Here is a 14,231-nt window from a genome sequence, read left to right as displayed (position 1 = left end):
CTTCGGAGTAGTCATACGGGGTGCCTTCGCCAACTCGCTCTACAGGGATTCACAAACTCGCTATTGACGCCCCAGCATTTCATTTTCTGAAATGCTGGATTGCATTTTGTGCCCATTCCGCCACAGGCACTTCAGCGTCAACATGCGCCTGACTCAGTTCACCTCCACGTTTGAGGTGACGAAGCAGACAGACCGTTACGGCGGGCGCAAGGGGAAAGCGAATGGACGACACCTCAAAACCTCGATCTTCACCTTGGCATGAAGGTGAATTGACTTTACAGCGCGCCGTCGGTGCAGTGGACATGATGGTGGGTGTCGGTCAGCGGCAGATGTCGCGGACGTGGATGCCGGACCAGCATCGCGAGTTTTATTCGCAACTACCTTTTGTGGTGTTGGGCGCCGTGGATCGGCAAGGCGATGTGTGGGCCACCCTTCGCACCGGGCAACCGGGCTTCATGATCTCTCCCACACCGGAAGTTTTACAGATCAAGCTCGAACCACAGCCTAACGATCCTGCTCATGAAGGCATGCAGCCGGGCGATGCGATAGGTATGTTAGGCATTGAGTTGCACACTCGCCGCCGCAATCGTATGAATGGCAATGTACTGCGGGCGCTGGACGATCGTATCGAGATCGTCGTGACTCAAGCCTATGGTAACTGCCCACGCTACATTAATCTGCGTCAGTACGAGTTCGTCGAAGAGACGGCAGACATCGCTCAAGAGCTGACCGTGACCGATCCACTGATACGCCGCATGGTCACATCGGCGGATTCGTTTTATGTAGCGACCTACGTCGTGCGTGATGGTCAGAACCAAGTCGATGCCTCTCATCGCGGCGGCAAGGCTGGTTTTGTACGAATGGAAGAAGACGGCTCGCTCACTATCCCGGACTTTTCCGGCAACCTTTTTTTCAACACCCTGGGCAACATCTTGCTCAACCCCCGTGCCGGGCTGACGTTTATCAATTTCGAGAACGGTGACCTGCTACAAATGACCGGCACCGCTGAAGTACTGCTAGACGACCCGGAAATCGCCGCGTTCCAAGGCGCCGAGCGGCTCTGGCGTTTCACGCCGCAGCGCATCGTTCACCGTCAGGCTGCGCTGGCATTGCGCTGGGCCGACCAGGCCGAAGGCGAATCACTCAACTCGACAATGACAGGAAGTTGGGAGCAGGCTGCGGAGCGATTGGAGGCCGAAGCCCTTCGTACTCACTGGCGTCCGCTGCGGGTGGCGCGCATCGTCGATGAAAGCCGCAGTATTCGTTCGTTCTATTTTGAGTCGTGCGATGGCGTTGGTTTGCCCAGATTCGAGCCGGGCCAACACATGCCTGTGCGGCTGTTGCTGGATGGGCAACCGCCGACGATTCGTACCTACACCGTGTCCAGTGCACCCTCGGATCAATTTTTGCGCATCAGCGTCAAGCGTGATGGCGTGGTGTCTTCACATCTGCACGATCGGATTCAGGTCGGTGACTTGATCGAAGCGCGGGCACCCCAGGGGCATTTCACGGTTCAACCCTCGGAGCGGCGTCCTCTTGTGCTTCTGGGGGCGGGCGTTGGCATTACGCCGATGTTGTCGATGCTGCGGGAAGTAGTCTACGAAGGAAAACGCATTAACCGCATGCGCCCGACCTGGGTGTTACAAAGCAGTCGCTCGGTGGACGACCTGGCCTTTCGCGAGGAATTCGAAGAGTTAGTGGCGAGGGCAGGGGACAAGGTCAAAGTCCTGCGGGTGGTCAGCCAGCCGCCGACCGAGGGCGGTGGCGAGAGTTATGACCTGGCCGGCAGGATCGATGTCGAACTGCTCAAGACCCTGCTGCCGCTCAACGACTACGACTTTTACCTGTGCGGGCCGGGGAGTTTCACCCAGGCGTTGTATGACGGCCTGCGCAAAATGCGCATCCCAGATGACCGCATTCATGCCGAGACATTCGGACCGTCCACGCTAGTGCGTGACGCCGAAGTCAGCGTTCCCGCCGCACTGCAGGTGCCTATCGCCAGTGAGCCTGTGAAGGTGCTGTTCGCCACTTCCGGCAAGGAAGCGCGCTGGGAGCCAGGCACCGGGACTCTACTGGAACTGGCGGAAGCCCGCGGCCTTAACCCTGAGTTCAGCTGCCGTGGCGGCTCCTGCGGCACCTGTACTACCAAGATGACCAGTGGGCAGGTCCACTACCTCAACACCCCGGAACAAGGCTTGGCGGCGGATGATGTACTGATCTGCTGCGCCGTGCCGGCCGCAGGCAGTGAGACCCTAGTACTGGACATCTGATTCTCACAGCAGACCGAGTTCTCCTGTAGGAGCGAGCTTGCGAGCGATGGGTGTCTACGATAACGCAGGGCAACTGCCTCTATAGTGCTGGATGAGGCAGAACTCTCGACGACGCAGTTCCCCTGACACTGTATGCGGCCTTTAGGAACAACCGTCGGGCCTGGGTTGCTGGCACAAGACTATGGTTGCGTCGCGCGCGCTTTAAGGATGCGCTTAAAAGGATAAAGACTTCAGTCAGAGCGGTACTAGTCGACAACCATCACGATTCGGCAACCTCCATCGGCCCACTAGTCAGCCGCGCCCAAGTTGACCGCGCACAACATTTCATTCGATGGCGCGCAACCACGCGAACCGAGTCCATCCGCTCCATCAACGGTGAAACAAATTTACTCGCGACACTTCATCCGGCCCTTAGGGATTTTCAGCCACTGTCAACGCTTGCACTTGGGAAATAGCTGATGAAGTGAGTGGCCGACTTGTCGCCAACTCCCCAAAGGAATCTGCCGTGTCGATGTAGCGCATGGCTGACTTCATGTCCTTCCAGCCGACGTACGTCATCATCGCTTTGATATCCCAGCCATTGGCCGCTGCCCAGGTGGCGAAGCCGCGACGTAATGAGTGACTGGTGTAAAGATCGCCAGACACCCCCGCGCGATTAAAAATTCGCCGCAGCAGTGGAATCAGGCTGTTAGCGTTAAAGCCGTCTTCAGCTAGATGCCCCCAACGATCGAGCTTTCTGAAGACTGGGCCATGTGCAATGCCGGCGATGGTGATCCAGTTCACATAGGCTTGCACCGGACAAAGCTTCTTCAAGGCAGGTGTACGGAACGTCGTGCCGCGGTGCTGGCGATCGCCCTTGCTGTGCGGTAGGTAGAAGGTAATGCCCACCCCTGCCTGCGCTTGGGTGTTCTCAATCTGCAAGCGCGACAACTCATCCCCGCGAAAACCACGCCAGAACCCGATCAGCACCAAGGCCATGTCACGCCGGCTGCGCAGCAGGGTGGTCAGATCCTGGCGGGCAGCTGCTTTCTCCGCGTCCTGCTCCAGCCACTGAACAGCTTGTTCCAGGTGCTGCAGGAGCAGGGGAGTCGCTTGTTTCTCCTGAGCGGGATGCAACGCGCGGATGCCCTTGATCATCTGCCGCACGGTAGGTGTTTTGGTGGGGTCGGGGAATCCCTGCGTGATGTGCCATTGGGCGAGGGCGGCCAGGCGCTGCTTCAGCGTGCTGATGGTGTGCTTGTCCGCGTACTCGGCGAGGTAGCGCACGATGCCATCGCCCGTCGTGGGGAGGAAGCCACCCCAAGTCACTTCGAAATGTTCCACCGCTGCACGATAGCTGCGCCGGGTATTTTCCCGGGTGCCGGCCTGCAGGTAGCGATCCGCCATGTTCATATCGTTCCTACGCCAAACGTACCTTTTCCCACGCTGGAAAAAACGAAAACCAGCTCTATGATGCGATAACGCTCAATTATTTTATCAAAGAATCACTCTTATAATGTTCTTTTTATAGTAGTAAAGTGCTATGTATATACGTGGTATGTAAAACAGTACGAAATCGTAGGAGAGGCAAATGGCACGCGGCGGAATTAACAAGGCGATTGTCCAACAAGCCCGGGAATCGCTGCTTGCTCGGGGAGAGAACCCGAGTATCGACGCTGTGCGCATTGAACTTGGAAATACCGGCTCAAAGACGACTATTCACCGTTATTTGAAGGAAATAGAAGATTTTGACCCTCGGCCTCGGGCCTCTAGAGAGCGGCTGAGTGATGAATTGACCGAGCTTGTTGCCGGCCTTTTAGAGCGAATGACGGAGGAGGGAGGCGAAGCTCTCGCGTACGCCCAGGCGCGTTTCGACGAGCATCTACATCTTTACAGTTCTCCGCAGCGACCTTGCGAATTTGCTTATCGATTTTGACGTTAAAGGGCCGCCATTTGTCGTTGATGATGTAGGTGTCAGTTTCAGCAGCCTTACGACCTCCCACCCGGGTAAATCTCGATTTGACGACAGGACCAATCCACTCAGGACGAGGCTGTAAGCAAAACTCCAGGAAGCTCTCACAATCATGGCGTTTGAGTTCGAGAAGCGGCTTCTTGGCGATCAGAAGAGACCACAGCAGCAGACGTTCAACGTGGGTGCGGTAGGAATTGAACGTGGCTTCATTGTTTGAGTAGGATTTTAGAAATCCGCGTACCGCCAGGTAACCATCCTGAGCCTTCAACTCTGACGGAAAGGAGAACAGGTACTGAGAGACAAGAGGCAGTTCATCAATCACACGACTAAAATTCAGGTTTCGAAAACGGTTGTACGCTTCAAATAAAGGAATTGGAGTTGTAGCCATGTAAGCACCAAATAAGAGACGGAACAACGTGCCTCGATGATAGGCAGCGTTCGGCAGCCCTGCAATAACCGAGTCTGCGCGTTATCGGATATTACATTGGAGAGATAAACCGGAACCATCGGCCGTAGGATCTCATCATCCTCGCTCTCAAACTTCACGAGATCACTCGCGGATGCAAAAGATCTGACCAATCTCGACGAAGCAAGATCAAGCAGGCGGTAGGCGCCCCTCCAAAACACTTTAGCGAAACAGTACCCATATCAGCGCTATAAGTAACAGTTTCACCGTTTTGGTCCAGCAAGTCCCCCTGACTTGCTCTTAACAGGGCATGGCCAGCAACTACATCGTGGGCTGATACAGGGTAAAGCGAAACAGCGCAAACACCGTCCCCAGCAGCCACGCGCGCAAGTCGGTAGGCAATGCTCGGCATGGCATGGAATGTACCAGGCGAGCATAACTCTTTGTTAGCCCCAGGCTTGCCCACTGCGGCAGCGCTGACCATAACGAGACTTCCGCACGTCAGTTTCTTCTGGCTAAGATCTACATCAACAGGGTTGCCGTTGCGAAGAGGGTGCGGTAATCCTTCGGCCCACGCAATGCAGTCTCTACCACGGTCATCTGTTACAGGCGCGTAAACCACCCCTAGTACTGGTACAGAATTACGTAGCAAACCGACAGAAATTGATGAGCCTTTGAGACCCTTTAGAAAATCACTGGTACCGTCATTTGGATCGATCACCCAGCAATACGGATGGCCGTTCAATACATGTCCGGTTTCCTCGCCCCAAAAATCACAATCCAGCAACTGCAGCAGAGACTCGCGCAACTTTTGCTCTATCTCGACGTCCACATCTGCCTTGTCTTCGTAACCTCGAACACCTCCAGGCCTTTTCCACTCGGAAACAAGGAGCTCGCCAGCCAGTGTCACCTCGACAACGGCCTGATCGAGTAACGTAATTAGGTTTATGGCCTCCATACGAAATCCTCAAAGTGAAGCGTCACGGTAAGACTCTGATCCATTGGGAACGGCCAATGCGAATCTGATGAATACACAATATTGGCTTATAGCCTACGTTCTGTCATCTGGGAGGCTGAACGCGCACTAGGTGCTTCGTTGAACTAAACTCTGATAGAACGCGGTGAACAGTTCCAAGTAATCCTTCGCCGCAGCAATCCGTGATTATCCCATTTAAGTAACCAAGCGAAGGGGGGTAATCAAAGCAGCCATCTAAGCTATTGATCTCTCGGTATCATTTTTTCCTGCCATCTCTATCATTTTTAAGTAACGGTCACATTTCTACCGAGATATCAAAACATCTTCTTTAACATAATATACATTACACGTAACAAAATATTACAACGCTAGCCTGATTGCGCACACCATTTCTACCTCCTGCGGCGCTCTCAAATGGCCTGATCCTTGATGCTCGCAGATTGCTCTATTTGAAATATGCTGCGCTCAATCCCCGTCACGCGTCAGTTTTTCAATCAGCGCTCGATGCTGTGGATACTGCGTTGTGAGTTTCTGCCGGTTCCCCATTTCCATATCGGCGAAATCAAATCCTGGTGAAACCGCTTCGCTGATCAACCCGAATCCATTCTCACCATTCAGCAATCTGGATGCTTTCCAGATACCGCCCGGTACGTGGAACTGCAGTTGCTGTCCAGCCAGAACGTCACTACCCATCACCAATGTCTGTAGTGAACCGTCTACATGAATCAGGCTGTATTCGATGGCGTCGCCCAGATGGAAATAATGCAGGATGTCGGAATGATTGAAATGAAACTGGCCCACCGGCGATTCCTCGGTCAGCAAGTAGTAAATCGACGTCATCAGATACCGCGGTCCGCCGATAGTTTCGAGCATGTCCCGGTGGTCGGCCTGATAGGTTCTGCGAAAAAAACCGCCTTCAACGTGCGGTTCCAGATCCAGAGCAGTGATCACGTCCTTGGCGGTCATATGACTTAGTTTCATAGGCTTTCCCAGTCATTTTCGATGTGCTTCGTGTATAGCTCAACTAAACATCTATTTACTTGAGCTAACTATAAGCGCTCTTGGAGCAGGAGGATTTGCTGTCACATCTGCCCTCCTTTGGCTCAAAACTATGCGGCCGCAGCTTGTGAAACCGACGCCCTCAGCTTTTTCCCTGCAGTTGATTTTAATCAAACACACATGCGCGCTTCTCGACGAAATTAATCCTCGACGTTCGCGGTCAATGCCGACCATTCCGTCTCGTGGAGGTACGTCATGGCTACTCAACTACAAGACATCCAACCGGGCGCTACCCCCGCCCAACATCCCCCACTGGCCGGCAGCTTACCCAAAACCGAGCCCAAGCGACTCACTCTGAGCCTTCTGGTCGCTCTGGTGGTGGGATCGATGATCGGCAGCGGGATTTTCAGCCTTCCTCAAAACATGGCGGCCAGCGCCGGGGCCGGGGCGATCCTCATTGGCTGGCTGATCACCGGCGGCGGCATGCTATCGCTGGCACTGGTCTATCAGTCCCTGTCCAACCGCCAGCCGGCATTGGATAACGGTGTGTTTGCCTATGCTCGGGCACTCGGTGGTGACTTTCTCAGTTTCAACTCTGCCTGGGGCTACTGGATCAGTGCCTGGATCGGCAACGTCAGCTATCTGGTGATTCTGTTTGCTGCGCTCAGTTACTTCTTTCCAGCATTTGGTGAAGGCAATAACAAAGCAGCGATTGCCGGCGCGTCAGTGGTGCTCTGGTCCTTGCACTGGATGATCTTGCGGGGCATGCGTACGGCGGCTCGTGCCAATGCCTTGAGCACCGCGGCCAAGATTGTGCCGCTGTTGCTGTTCATCGGCTTCGTGATCGCGGCGTTCCGGCGCGACACGTTCGCCATGGACTTCTGGGGAACGCCGGTGCTGGGCAGCATTCTCGACCAGGTCAAAAGCACAATGCTGGTGACGGTTTGGGTGTTTATCGGCATCGAAGGCGCCAATGTGTTTTCTGCCCGCGCGGCAGAGCGCGCCGATGTCGGACGCGCCACTGTCATCGGTTTTATCATCACTTTATTGTTGTTGATCGCGGTTTCCCTGCTGTCACTGGGCATACTCAAACAACCGGAACTGGCCGCCCTTAAAAATCCTTCGATGGCCGGCGTACTGCAGGCCGCCGTCGGACCATGGGGTGCCGTGCTGATCAGCATCGGTTTGATTGTTTCGGTCGGTGGCGCCCTACTCGCCTGGACACTGCTGGCGGCTGAATCGGTGTTCACACCGGCGAAGGAAAAGGTCATGCCACCGTCGCTCGGTAAGGAGTCCGCCCGGGGCGTGCCTGCCCACGCCTTGTGGCTGACCAACGGATGCATCCAGCTGTTTTTGCTGTTGACGCTTTACTCGAGCGCCAGTTACTTGGCACTGATTTCTCTTGCCACCTCGATGATCCTGCTGCCCTACCTGCTCAGCAGTCTGTATGCATTGAAAATGACCTGGCAGGGCGAAACCTACGTTGGTCATCGCGCCTTGCAAGTGCGAGACCTGGCCATCGCGCTGGTCGCCACGCTGTATTGCGTCTGGTTGCTGTACGCCGCAGGCCCCAAATACTTGCTGCTCAGCGCGTTGCTCTACGCCCCTGGCTCACTGATCTACCTGGGCACACTGAAAGCCCGTGAGGGTCAGCCTCTTGGCGGTCCCGAGACAGGTTTGCTGATCATCATCTGGATCGCAGCGGCCTATGCGGGCTGGATGCTGTGGTCCGGGACGTTGACGCTGTAAGGAGTTCTTTCAGTCTGCGCGGTTCGCCGACAGGACGTCCGACGCTGCGCCTTCAATCCGAGAGGAGTACCGAAAATGAGCAATTCCTTGAAAAAGATGCAGGAACATGCGGAAGCAAAATCCAGTCAGGTGCCCGTGACGACCGATATCTGGCGCCCACTCGAAAAGCTGCGGCAGCAGGTTGATCACCTGTTCGAGGATTTTCACCGTGGATCATTGATGTCACCCTTCAGCCGCGGGCTGTTTGATGTAGAACCGTTCTTCTCGCGTGACGTCTTCTCCCCCAGCATGCCGGCCGTGGATATCACCGAAAAGGATAAAAGCTTCGAAATCACGGCCGAACTGCCCGGCATGGACCAGAAGAACATCGAAATCAAACTGTCCAACGGCAGCCTGATCATTAAGGGCGAAAAGAAAGAGGACAAGGAAGAAAAACGCAAGGGCTATTACTTGAGCGAGCGTCACTATGGTTCCTTCGAGCGTGTGTTCAACCTGCCCAAAGGGGTCGACGCCGAGAAGATCGATGCGCACTTCAGCAAAGGCGTATTGAGCATCTCGCTGCCGAAAAAGCCCGAAGCGATGAAAGCGGACAAGGTCGTGCCGATCAAGGGCGAATGAATCCGCAGATGTATGCCCCTTGCCGGAAAACTGGCAAGGGGCTTTTTCTTGGGCCTCAGCCTCTGAAAATGTCGAACGGCTCGATCTTCAGCACCTTGCGAATGCCCAGGTAGCTGGAAAACCCGGCAATCAACAGCACCAGACCAAACGCCAGTCCCAGATTCCAGAAAGTGACGATCGCAGCGTAGTTGGGAAGATAGGTTCGTGCGATGACGATCATCAGAGTCACCAGTCCGATGCCCAGACCATAACCGGTCATCGCGGTGAACATGGCCATGAAGAAGATCATGTAGACCATCTCCCGGTTCTTGGCGCCGATGGCTTTCAAAGCGGCAAACTTATCCAGGTTTTCCAGAATGAAACTGTAGAACGTCTGACCGGAAATCGACAGGCCGACCAGAAAACTGATGACTGTCATCATCAGAATATTGGTCCCGACACCGGTCTGATAGATGTAGAAGTCGGCAATACGCCGGTTGAACTCATCCCTGGTCAGGGCGATGTAGCCCAACCGCGCCACTTGCTGCTTGATGGCTGCCTCACCTTGCCGGCTTCTGGGCTTGAGCAAGATGTATGACACGGTGAAGCGTGTCGTAGGGATGTATTCGATGGCACGCCGGTAGGTTGTGTAAAGCGTCGGCACTCCGGTCAATCCACCGACCAGAACCCTGGCGATGCCGACGATGATGCCCCGGTGGTCGTTGAGCTCGAACGAGGTACCGATGGCAGGGTTGCCCAGTTTTGCGAATTCAGCATCGTGAACCACGATGAACGCGTTTTCGGCGTAGATATCCTCGATGGCGCCCTGCTCCAGGGCCGGACGACCGAGCAGGCTGGTGTCGTCCAGACCAATCACGCTAACCCCTTGATATGTGCCATTTTCCAGGCGCACCTGGGCGCTGCCAATGAATACCGGGACGGCGTATTCCACCTGCTGCATGCTGCGCACTGCGTCCAGCAGGTAGTCCGGCAACGGGATGGCAATCGTCGGGGTGTTGACCGCCGGATCGATGATCCACATCGGTGCTCCGACATTGGTGACCGTCGAATAGGCGCGGTTCAGGATGCCAGCGAACATGGCGGTCATTTGCATCATCAGGAACACTGAGAAGGTGATACCCACCAGTAACGCCGAGAATTTGGCGCGATCATTGACTAGGAGTTTGTACCCGATGCGCAGAATTCCACTGTATTTCATGGCCAGTTTCCGCTAATGCCAGTATCGGGCCGGTTCCACCAGCCACCGCCCAGCGCCACGAACAACGCAACCGTGTCCTGATGCCGCTGCGCCAATGCTTGAAGGTAAGCAATATCGACCTGATGCAACTGCACGTTGGCCACGAGCAGATCCAGATAGGTCACCAAACCCGAGCGATAGTTGGCCTGTAATAATCTCAAGGCCTCTCGGGCAGCGGCCTGCGCCTCGGCCTGCTTCTGTAACGTTTGCGCATCGAGCTCTATTGCCCTGAGCACATCCGCCACCTGCGCGAAAGACTCCAGCACCACTTGTCGGTAGTTCGCCGCTGCTTGCTGATAGGCGTCAATTGCCGACTGGCGGCTGTACCACAGGCGCCCTCCCTGAAACAGCGGAATATCGATCGACGGCCCGAAGTTCCAGAATCGTCCGGCACCGGCAAACAGTGAACCGGTGTACGACCCAGCCGCCCCGTAGGTACCGCTCAAGCTGAAGCTGGGAAACATAGCCGCCGTGGCGACACCGATTTGCGCGCTGGCCTGATGCAATTGCGCCTCGGCGGTGAGGATATCCGGACGCTGGCGCACTAGGTCGGAAGGCAGACTGACCGGCAGATCGTGCGGTAACGAAAGTGCTGTCAAGCGAATGTCGGGAAGTTTGAGTTCTGCAGGCATCACGCCTTCGAGCGTGGCCAGCAAGTGCTCGCTTTGACTGACTTTCTGTTTGAGCGCCGGTAACGAGGCCTCGTTAGTCGCGATTAGGCTCTGCAGGCTCAATGTCGCCGAATAAGGCACCGTTCCGCTGCGCACCTGAACCTGGGTGGACTGCAGCTGCTGGCGCTGCAAACCGATCAATTGTTCCGTGGCCTCGATCTGCGCGGTATAGGCTGCCCGGGCAATGGCCGTATTGACGACATTGGCCGTTAGCGTGAGATAGGCCGCCTGAGTCAGCCAGGTCTGGCGATCGACCTGGGCTTGCAAGCCCTCCACGGCACGTCGCTCGCCGCCAAAGACATCGAGGGTGTAGCTGATCGTGCCACTGAAGATCATCACGTTAAAGATCGAGCCTGCCGTCGTCAGCCCTTGCTGGACCGGCGCGCTGCGCTCACGACTGGCGCTGAAGCGGGCATCGAGCTGCGGATAGAAGACCCCGTGACCGGCTCTGAGCGCGTTCTGGCTTTGACGCAAACTGGCCTCGGCCGCCTGCACGGTCATGTTATGGGTGATCGCCTGGCGCACCAGTGCATCAAGCGCCGTCGAGTGGAAAAAACGCCACCAGTCCGGTGTGACCTCACCGCCGGGCACGAACTGTTGAACCTCGCCCTGCGCCGCAACAGTCCCCGGCAGCGGCTCGTTCAGATAACGCTCTGACACAGGCGTGGCCGGAGGCGAAAAATCCGGGCCGACCGTGCATGCGCTGCCCAGCAACAGGCTCAGTGCAAGGCAGAAGCGTCCAGTGCGGCGTAACCGGTCTACCCTTTCCATTATTTCTGACCTATGAACACATCCACCAACTGCCCCGGGTAGACGTTCGGCAGATCTTTCTTCTCGAAGCGAAAAATCACCGCCAGCACCCTCAGGTCAACTTTTTCCCGGCGCTGGTTGGACAGCTCGATTTTCGGCGATACGTAGGGCTGCACCCGCACGAAGGCCAGCGGCACACGGATGTCCGTGCCGTGAATCAGCATCTGCGCCTGCATGTGCTCGGGCGCTGGTAATCGGGCGATCAGAATCTCGTCCACATAACAGCGCACAGCCAGATGCGCCTGATCGGCGCTCATGACCAGCAGCGGCGCGAACCCTTGGGTGTAAACGTCATAGGCCCCCTGGGGCGATACATAACTGCCCACTGCGCTGTTAATAGTCATCACCACACCGTCCGCTGGCGCCTTGATGAGGTATTGCGCCAGCAACGCCGCCGACGCCTTGAGGGCAGCCTGCGCCTGGGTCACGGAATTGCGCGCGGTGTCCAGGGTATCTTTGCTGATCGATTTCGGATCAATGTTGTAAGACGCCAAGCGCTTGTTGTACTGGTCGCGGGCGGTGGCCAGGCTGGCCTGGGCCAGTTCAAAATTGGCGCGTGGCACCGCGTCGTCAAGTGTGACCAGCGGCTCCCCGCGTTTGACCGTCTGCCCCTCCTGCACCCACACCCGGGTTACCGGCGCGGCCACCTGCGGATAGATCACGATATTGCTGCCACCGGGCTGCTCGCCCTCGATGATGCCATTGGCATAGATCGCGCTGGCATCGTTGCTGCTCGCTGGTGCGAAGGCGGGCGGCAGCGGCTGCGGTGTCCGCCCGAGCAGATAGGCGGCGATCAGCCCCCCGAGAACACCGACTACCGCCAGCGTAAACAGCAGGGACTTTTTCACGATATGGCATGCCCGGTTTCGCTGATTCGGCCGTCAGCCATGTAGATGATACGGTCGGCGTACTCGTTGATCCGTGCATCGTGAGTGACAATAAGGATGCAGCGTTGCTGATTGAGTACTCTCTCCTTGACGAACGCGATGATCATTTTTCCCGTGTCCCCATCCAGAGATGCCGTGGGCTCGTCCATTATCAAGATTTGCGGCTCCCCCACGATGGCTCTGGCAATGGCAACGCGCTGTTGCTCCCCTCCGGAAAGCTTCATGGGCAAGATGTTCCCCCGATCCTTCAGGCCCACCACCTCCAGACTCTGGCGGGCCTTCGAAAGCGCATCGTTCCATTTGTGATGCCTAAGGATCAGGGGGATGGCGACGTTCTCGGCCGCCGTCAACCGCGAAAACAAGTGATAGTCCTGGAACACGAACCCGATGTGATCCAGGCGCAGTTCGGCCAATCTGTCGCTATTCAGGCTCCAGATGTCCAGGCCATTAATCAGCACCGTTCCAGAGTCGGGTCGCAGGATGCCGGAGAGGATGCTCAATAGTGTGGTCTTGCCGCTACCCGAGGGGCCGACGACAAACACCATTTCGCCGAACTGCGCGACCAGCGCCACCTGGTCGACCGCTTTCATGCGCGTACTGCCTTTGCCAAACCACTTACACAACCCGCTCGCAACGATGGCCGGGTGGGGGGGCATTATTTGCGACTCGCCTTTTCAAGCATTCGGCTGGCGCGTTCATTGGCCTCATCGGCGGTGCGTTGTGCCTGACTGGCCGCGGCCTGCGCCTGTTCCGCTTTTGAATACGCGGCATCGGCTCTGGATTGCGCAGCAGCGGCAGCGCTTTGTGCCGAATCGATACGAGCATTCATTTCTTGCACATGCTTATGACTGCACCCCGCCGTCATCGCCAGAAGGACGCTCAGCACAACAACAGATAAACGCTTGTTCATGGTGGTTCTCCTCAGTTGAGTGAGCCGGGAACACGCCGGCACCCCTCAAAGTATCCGCCCCCCCTGCGCCGGCACTGTGATTTTTGTCAATGAATGGCCAACCCGGCGTGCCGGTTAATCACTCGTCGCAATAATGTGCGCGTGCCCGCTCATCCGGATGAATGCTCAGCGGTGCATCAACCAATCCAGCGAATCTCTGGTGCCTGATGGGCAACAGGCGCCGGCGCGGCTTTCGGATGGCCGACGATGATCGGTGCTACCGGAACCCACGCCTGTGGAAGATTCAGCATTTGCTTGCCCTGTTGAGTATTGAGATACGGCTGGGCAAAACCGATCCAGCAAGTGCCCAGTCCTTCTGCACAGGCACTGAGCATCAGGTTCTGGGCGGCCAGCGCACAGTCTTCGACCACCCATTGCCCGGGTGCGTCAGCCGAGATCAGGATCAGTACCGGTGCGTGATAGAAAATCTGAAAGTGCTCGTCATCGAGCAACGCGTGAAAGCGCTCTGATTGTGATCCCGGTGCCAGCGTCTTGAGCATGCAGGCTTTCGCCTCGCGTGAAATTCGATCCAGCAACGCTTGGTCGCGAACCACGGTGAATCGCCAGGGTTGTTGGTTCATCGCACTTGGCGCCAAGGTGGCGGCACCGATCAAGCGCACAATGACCTCTTCATCGACAGCCTGCGCCGTGTATTCACGTGTCGAATGACGGCCAGAAATGGCCTGGTCAATGTTCATGAGCATTCCT

Annotated in this window: 14 protein-coding genes and 2 pseudogenes; 5 read left to right on the top strand and 11 right to left on the bottom strand. The window is 56.5% G+C overall.

Annotated elements, in window-relative coordinates; translation table 11 throughout:
- The first annotated feature begins 221 nt into the window (after nt 1-221).
- Both CAF73_RS04615 and CAF73_RS30755 read left to right on the top strand, forming a co-directional pair.
- A complete protein-coding gene (locus CAF73_RS04615) occupies nt 222-2,270 on the top strand; it encodes a pyridoxamine 5'-phosphate oxidase family protein (protein WP_085702081.1) in 2,049 nt (682 codons plus the stop codon).
- A 116-nt stretch (nt 2,271-2,386) separates the two neighbouring features.
- Nucleotides 2,387-2,725: pseudogene (locus CAF73_RS30755) on the top strand (aldehyde dehydrogenase family protein); the annotation flags it as partial.
- Here CAF73_RS30755 and CAF73_RS04610 read toward each other — a convergent pair.
- Entirely contained in the window at nt 2,682-3,662 is a 981-nt protein-coding gene (locus CAF73_RS04610) for a site-specific integrase (protein ID WP_085702080.1), read from the bottom strand. The pseudogene CAF73_RS30755 and the gene CAF73_RS04610 sit on opposite strands and share 44 nt — an antisense overlap.
- A gap of 178 nt (nt 3,663-3,840) precedes the next feature.
- Between CAF73_RS04610 and CAF73_RS04605 the strand changes: the two are divergent.
- Nucleotides 3,841-4,125 (top strand): annotated as a pseudogene (locus CAF73_RS04605) (DNA-binding protein); the annotation flags it as partial.
- On the opposite strand, the gene CAF73_RS30130 reads toward CAF73_RS04605, so the two are convergent.
- From CAF73_RS30130 to CAF73_RS04595, 3 genes are all read right to left on the bottom strand, one after another.
- Nucleotides 4,019-4,609, bottom strand: coding sequence for a hypothetical protein (locus CAF73_RS30130; protein ID WP_176247701.1), 591 nt, complete (start codon nt 4,607-4,609; stop codon nt 4,019-4,021). The pseudogene CAF73_RS04605 and the gene CAF73_RS30130 overlap by 107 nt on opposite strands.
- A 154-nt stretch (nt 4,610-4,763) precedes the next feature.
- Nucleotides 4,764-5,585 carry an inositol monophosphatase family protein gene (locus tag CAF73_RS04600; protein ID WP_085702079.1) on the bottom strand — a complete coding sequence of 274 codons (822 nt, stop codon included), beginning with the start codon at nt 5,583-5,585 and terminating at the stop codon, nt 4,764-4,766.
- Nucleotides 5,586-6,068: 483 nt separating this feature from the next.
- Nucleotides 6,069-6,569, bottom strand: a complete 501-nt coding sequence (locus CAF73_RS04595; RefSeq protein WP_234205299.1) for a cupin domain-containing protein — start codon at nt 6,567-6,569, stop codon at nt 6,069-6,071.
- A gap of 288 nt (nt 6,570-6,857) precedes the next feature.
- Here CAF73_RS04595 and arcD point away from each other — a divergent pair, with 288 nt between their 5' ends.
- Complete coding sequence (arcD, locus tag CAF73_RS04590; protein WP_085702077.1) at nt 6,858-8,351, top strand: arginine-ornithine antiporter; 1,494 nt, start codon at nt 6,858-6,860, stop codon at nt 8,349-8,351.
- Between the two features lie 9 nt (nt 8,352-8,360).
- Here arcD and CAF73_RS30395 read toward each other — a convergent pair whose 3' ends face one another.
- Nucleotides 8,361-8,558: a hypothetical protein gene (locus CAF73_RS30395; RefSeq protein WP_227235645.1), complete on the bottom strand. Its 198-nt coding sequence runs from the start codon at nt 8,556-8,558 to the stop codon at nt 8,361-8,363.
- Between CAF73_RS30395 and CAF73_RS04585 the strand changes: the two genes are divergently transcribed.
- Nucleotides 8,481-8,969: an Hsp20/alpha crystallin family protein gene (locus CAF73_RS04585; RefSeq protein WP_256574627.1), complete on the top strand. Its 489-nt coding sequence runs from the start codon at nt 8,481-8,483 to the stop codon at nt 8,967-8,969. The two genes, CAF73_RS30395 and CAF73_RS04585, sit on opposite strands and share 78 nt — an antisense overlap.
- A 55-nt stretch (nt 8,970-9,024) precedes the next feature.
- On the opposite strand, the gene CAF73_RS04580 is transcribed toward CAF73_RS04585, so the two are convergent.
- From CAF73_RS04580 to CAF73_RS04555, 6 genes are all read right to left on the bottom strand, one after another.
- Nucleotides 9,025-10,167, bottom strand: a complete 1,143-nt coding sequence (locus tag CAF73_RS04580; protein WP_085702076.1) for an ABC transporter permease — start codon at nt 10,165-10,167, stop codon at nt 9,025-9,027.
- Nucleotides 10,164-11,648 (bottom strand): efflux transporter outer membrane subunit, encoded by a 1,485-nt coding sequence (locus tag CAF73_RS04575; protein WP_085702075.1) that lies wholly within the window; start codon nt 11,646-11,648, stop codon nt 10,164-10,166. The genes CAF73_RS04580 and CAF73_RS04575 overlap by 4 nt, the downstream gene beginning before the upstream one ends.
- Nucleotides 11,648-12,535: an efflux RND transporter periplasmic adaptor subunit gene (locus CAF73_RS04570; protein WP_085702074.1), complete on the bottom strand. Its 888-nt coding sequence runs from the start codon at nt 12,533-12,535 to the stop codon at nt 11,648-11,650. Before CAF73_RS04570 ends, CAF73_RS04575 begins: the two co-directional genes overlap by 1 nt.
- Nucleotides 12,532-13,164, bottom strand: coding sequence for an ABC transporter ATP-binding protein (locus tag CAF73_RS04565; RefSeq protein ID WP_227235539.1), 633 nt, complete (start codon nt 13,162-13,164; stop codon nt 12,532-12,534). The genes CAF73_RS04570 and CAF73_RS04565 overlap by 4 nt, the downstream gene beginning before the upstream one ends.
- Before the next feature lie 65 nt (nt 13,165-13,229).
- Complete coding sequence (locus tag CAF73_RS04560; protein WP_085702072.1) at nt 13,230-13,484, bottom strand: Lpp/OprI family alanine-zipper lipoprotein; 255 nt, start codon at nt 13,482-13,484, stop codon at nt 13,230-13,232.
- Nucleotides 13,485-13,660: 176 nt separating this feature from the next.
- A complete protein-coding gene (locus CAF73_RS04555) occupies nt 13,661-14,221 on the bottom strand; it encodes a nitroreductase (RefSeq protein ID WP_085702071.1) in 561 nt (186 codons plus the stop codon).
- Nucleotides 14,222-14,231: the final 10 nt, after the last annotated feature.

This window comes from Pseudomonas sp. B15(2017), assembly GCF_002113215.1.
Lineage (GTDB): Bacteria > Pseudomonadota > Gammaproteobacteria > Pseudomonadales > Pseudomonadaceae > Aquipseudomonas.
This window is presented reverse-complemented; position numbering and strand designations above follow the sequence as displayed.

Bases quoted from the DNA above. Each gene is read 5' to 3' on its own strand.
- CAF73_RS04600 (WP_085702079.1), bottom strand. From the start codon at position 5,585: ATGGAGGCCATAAACCTAATTACGTTACTCGATCAGGCCGTTGTCGAG.
- CAF73_RS04575 (WP_085702075.1), bottom strand. From the start codon at position 11,648: ATGGAAAGGGTAGACCGGTTACGCCGCACTGGACGCTTCTGCCTTGCA.
- CAF73_RS04565 (WP_227235539.1), bottom strand. From the start codon at position 13,164: ATGAAAGCGGTCGACCAGGTGGCGCTGGTCGCGCAGTTCGGCGAAATG.
- CAF73_RS04580 (WP_085702076.1), bottom strand. From the start codon at position 10,167: ATGAAATACAGTGGAATTCTGCGCATCGGGTACAAACTCCTAGTCAAT.
- CAF73_RS04555 (WP_085702071.1), bottom strand. From the start codon at position 14,221: ATGAACATTGACCAGGCCATTTCTGGCCGTCATTCGACACGTGAATAC.
- arcD (WP_085702077.1), top strand. From the start codon at position 6,858: ATGGCTACTCAACTACAAGACATCCAACCGGGCGCTACCCCCGCCCAA.
- CAF73_RS04595 (WP_234205299.1), bottom strand. From the start codon at position 6,569: ATGACCGCCAAGGACGTGATCACTGCTCTGGATCTGGAACCGCACGTT.
- CAF73_RS04615 (WP_085702081.1), top strand. From the start codon at position 222: ATGGACGACACCTCAAAACCTCGATCTTCACCTTGGCATGAAGGTGAA.
- CAF73_RS04560 (WP_085702072.1), bottom strand. From the start codon at position 13,484: ATGAACAAGCGTTTATCTGTTGTTGTGCTGAGCGTCCTTCTGGCGATG.
- CAF73_RS30130 (WP_176247701.1), bottom strand. From the start codon at position 4,609: ATGGCTACAACTCCAATTCCTTTATTTGAAGCGTACAACCGTTTTCGA.
- CAF73_RS04610 (WP_085702080.1), bottom strand. From the start codon at position 3,662: ATGAACATGGCGGATCGCTACCTGCAGGCCGGCACCCGGGAAAATACC.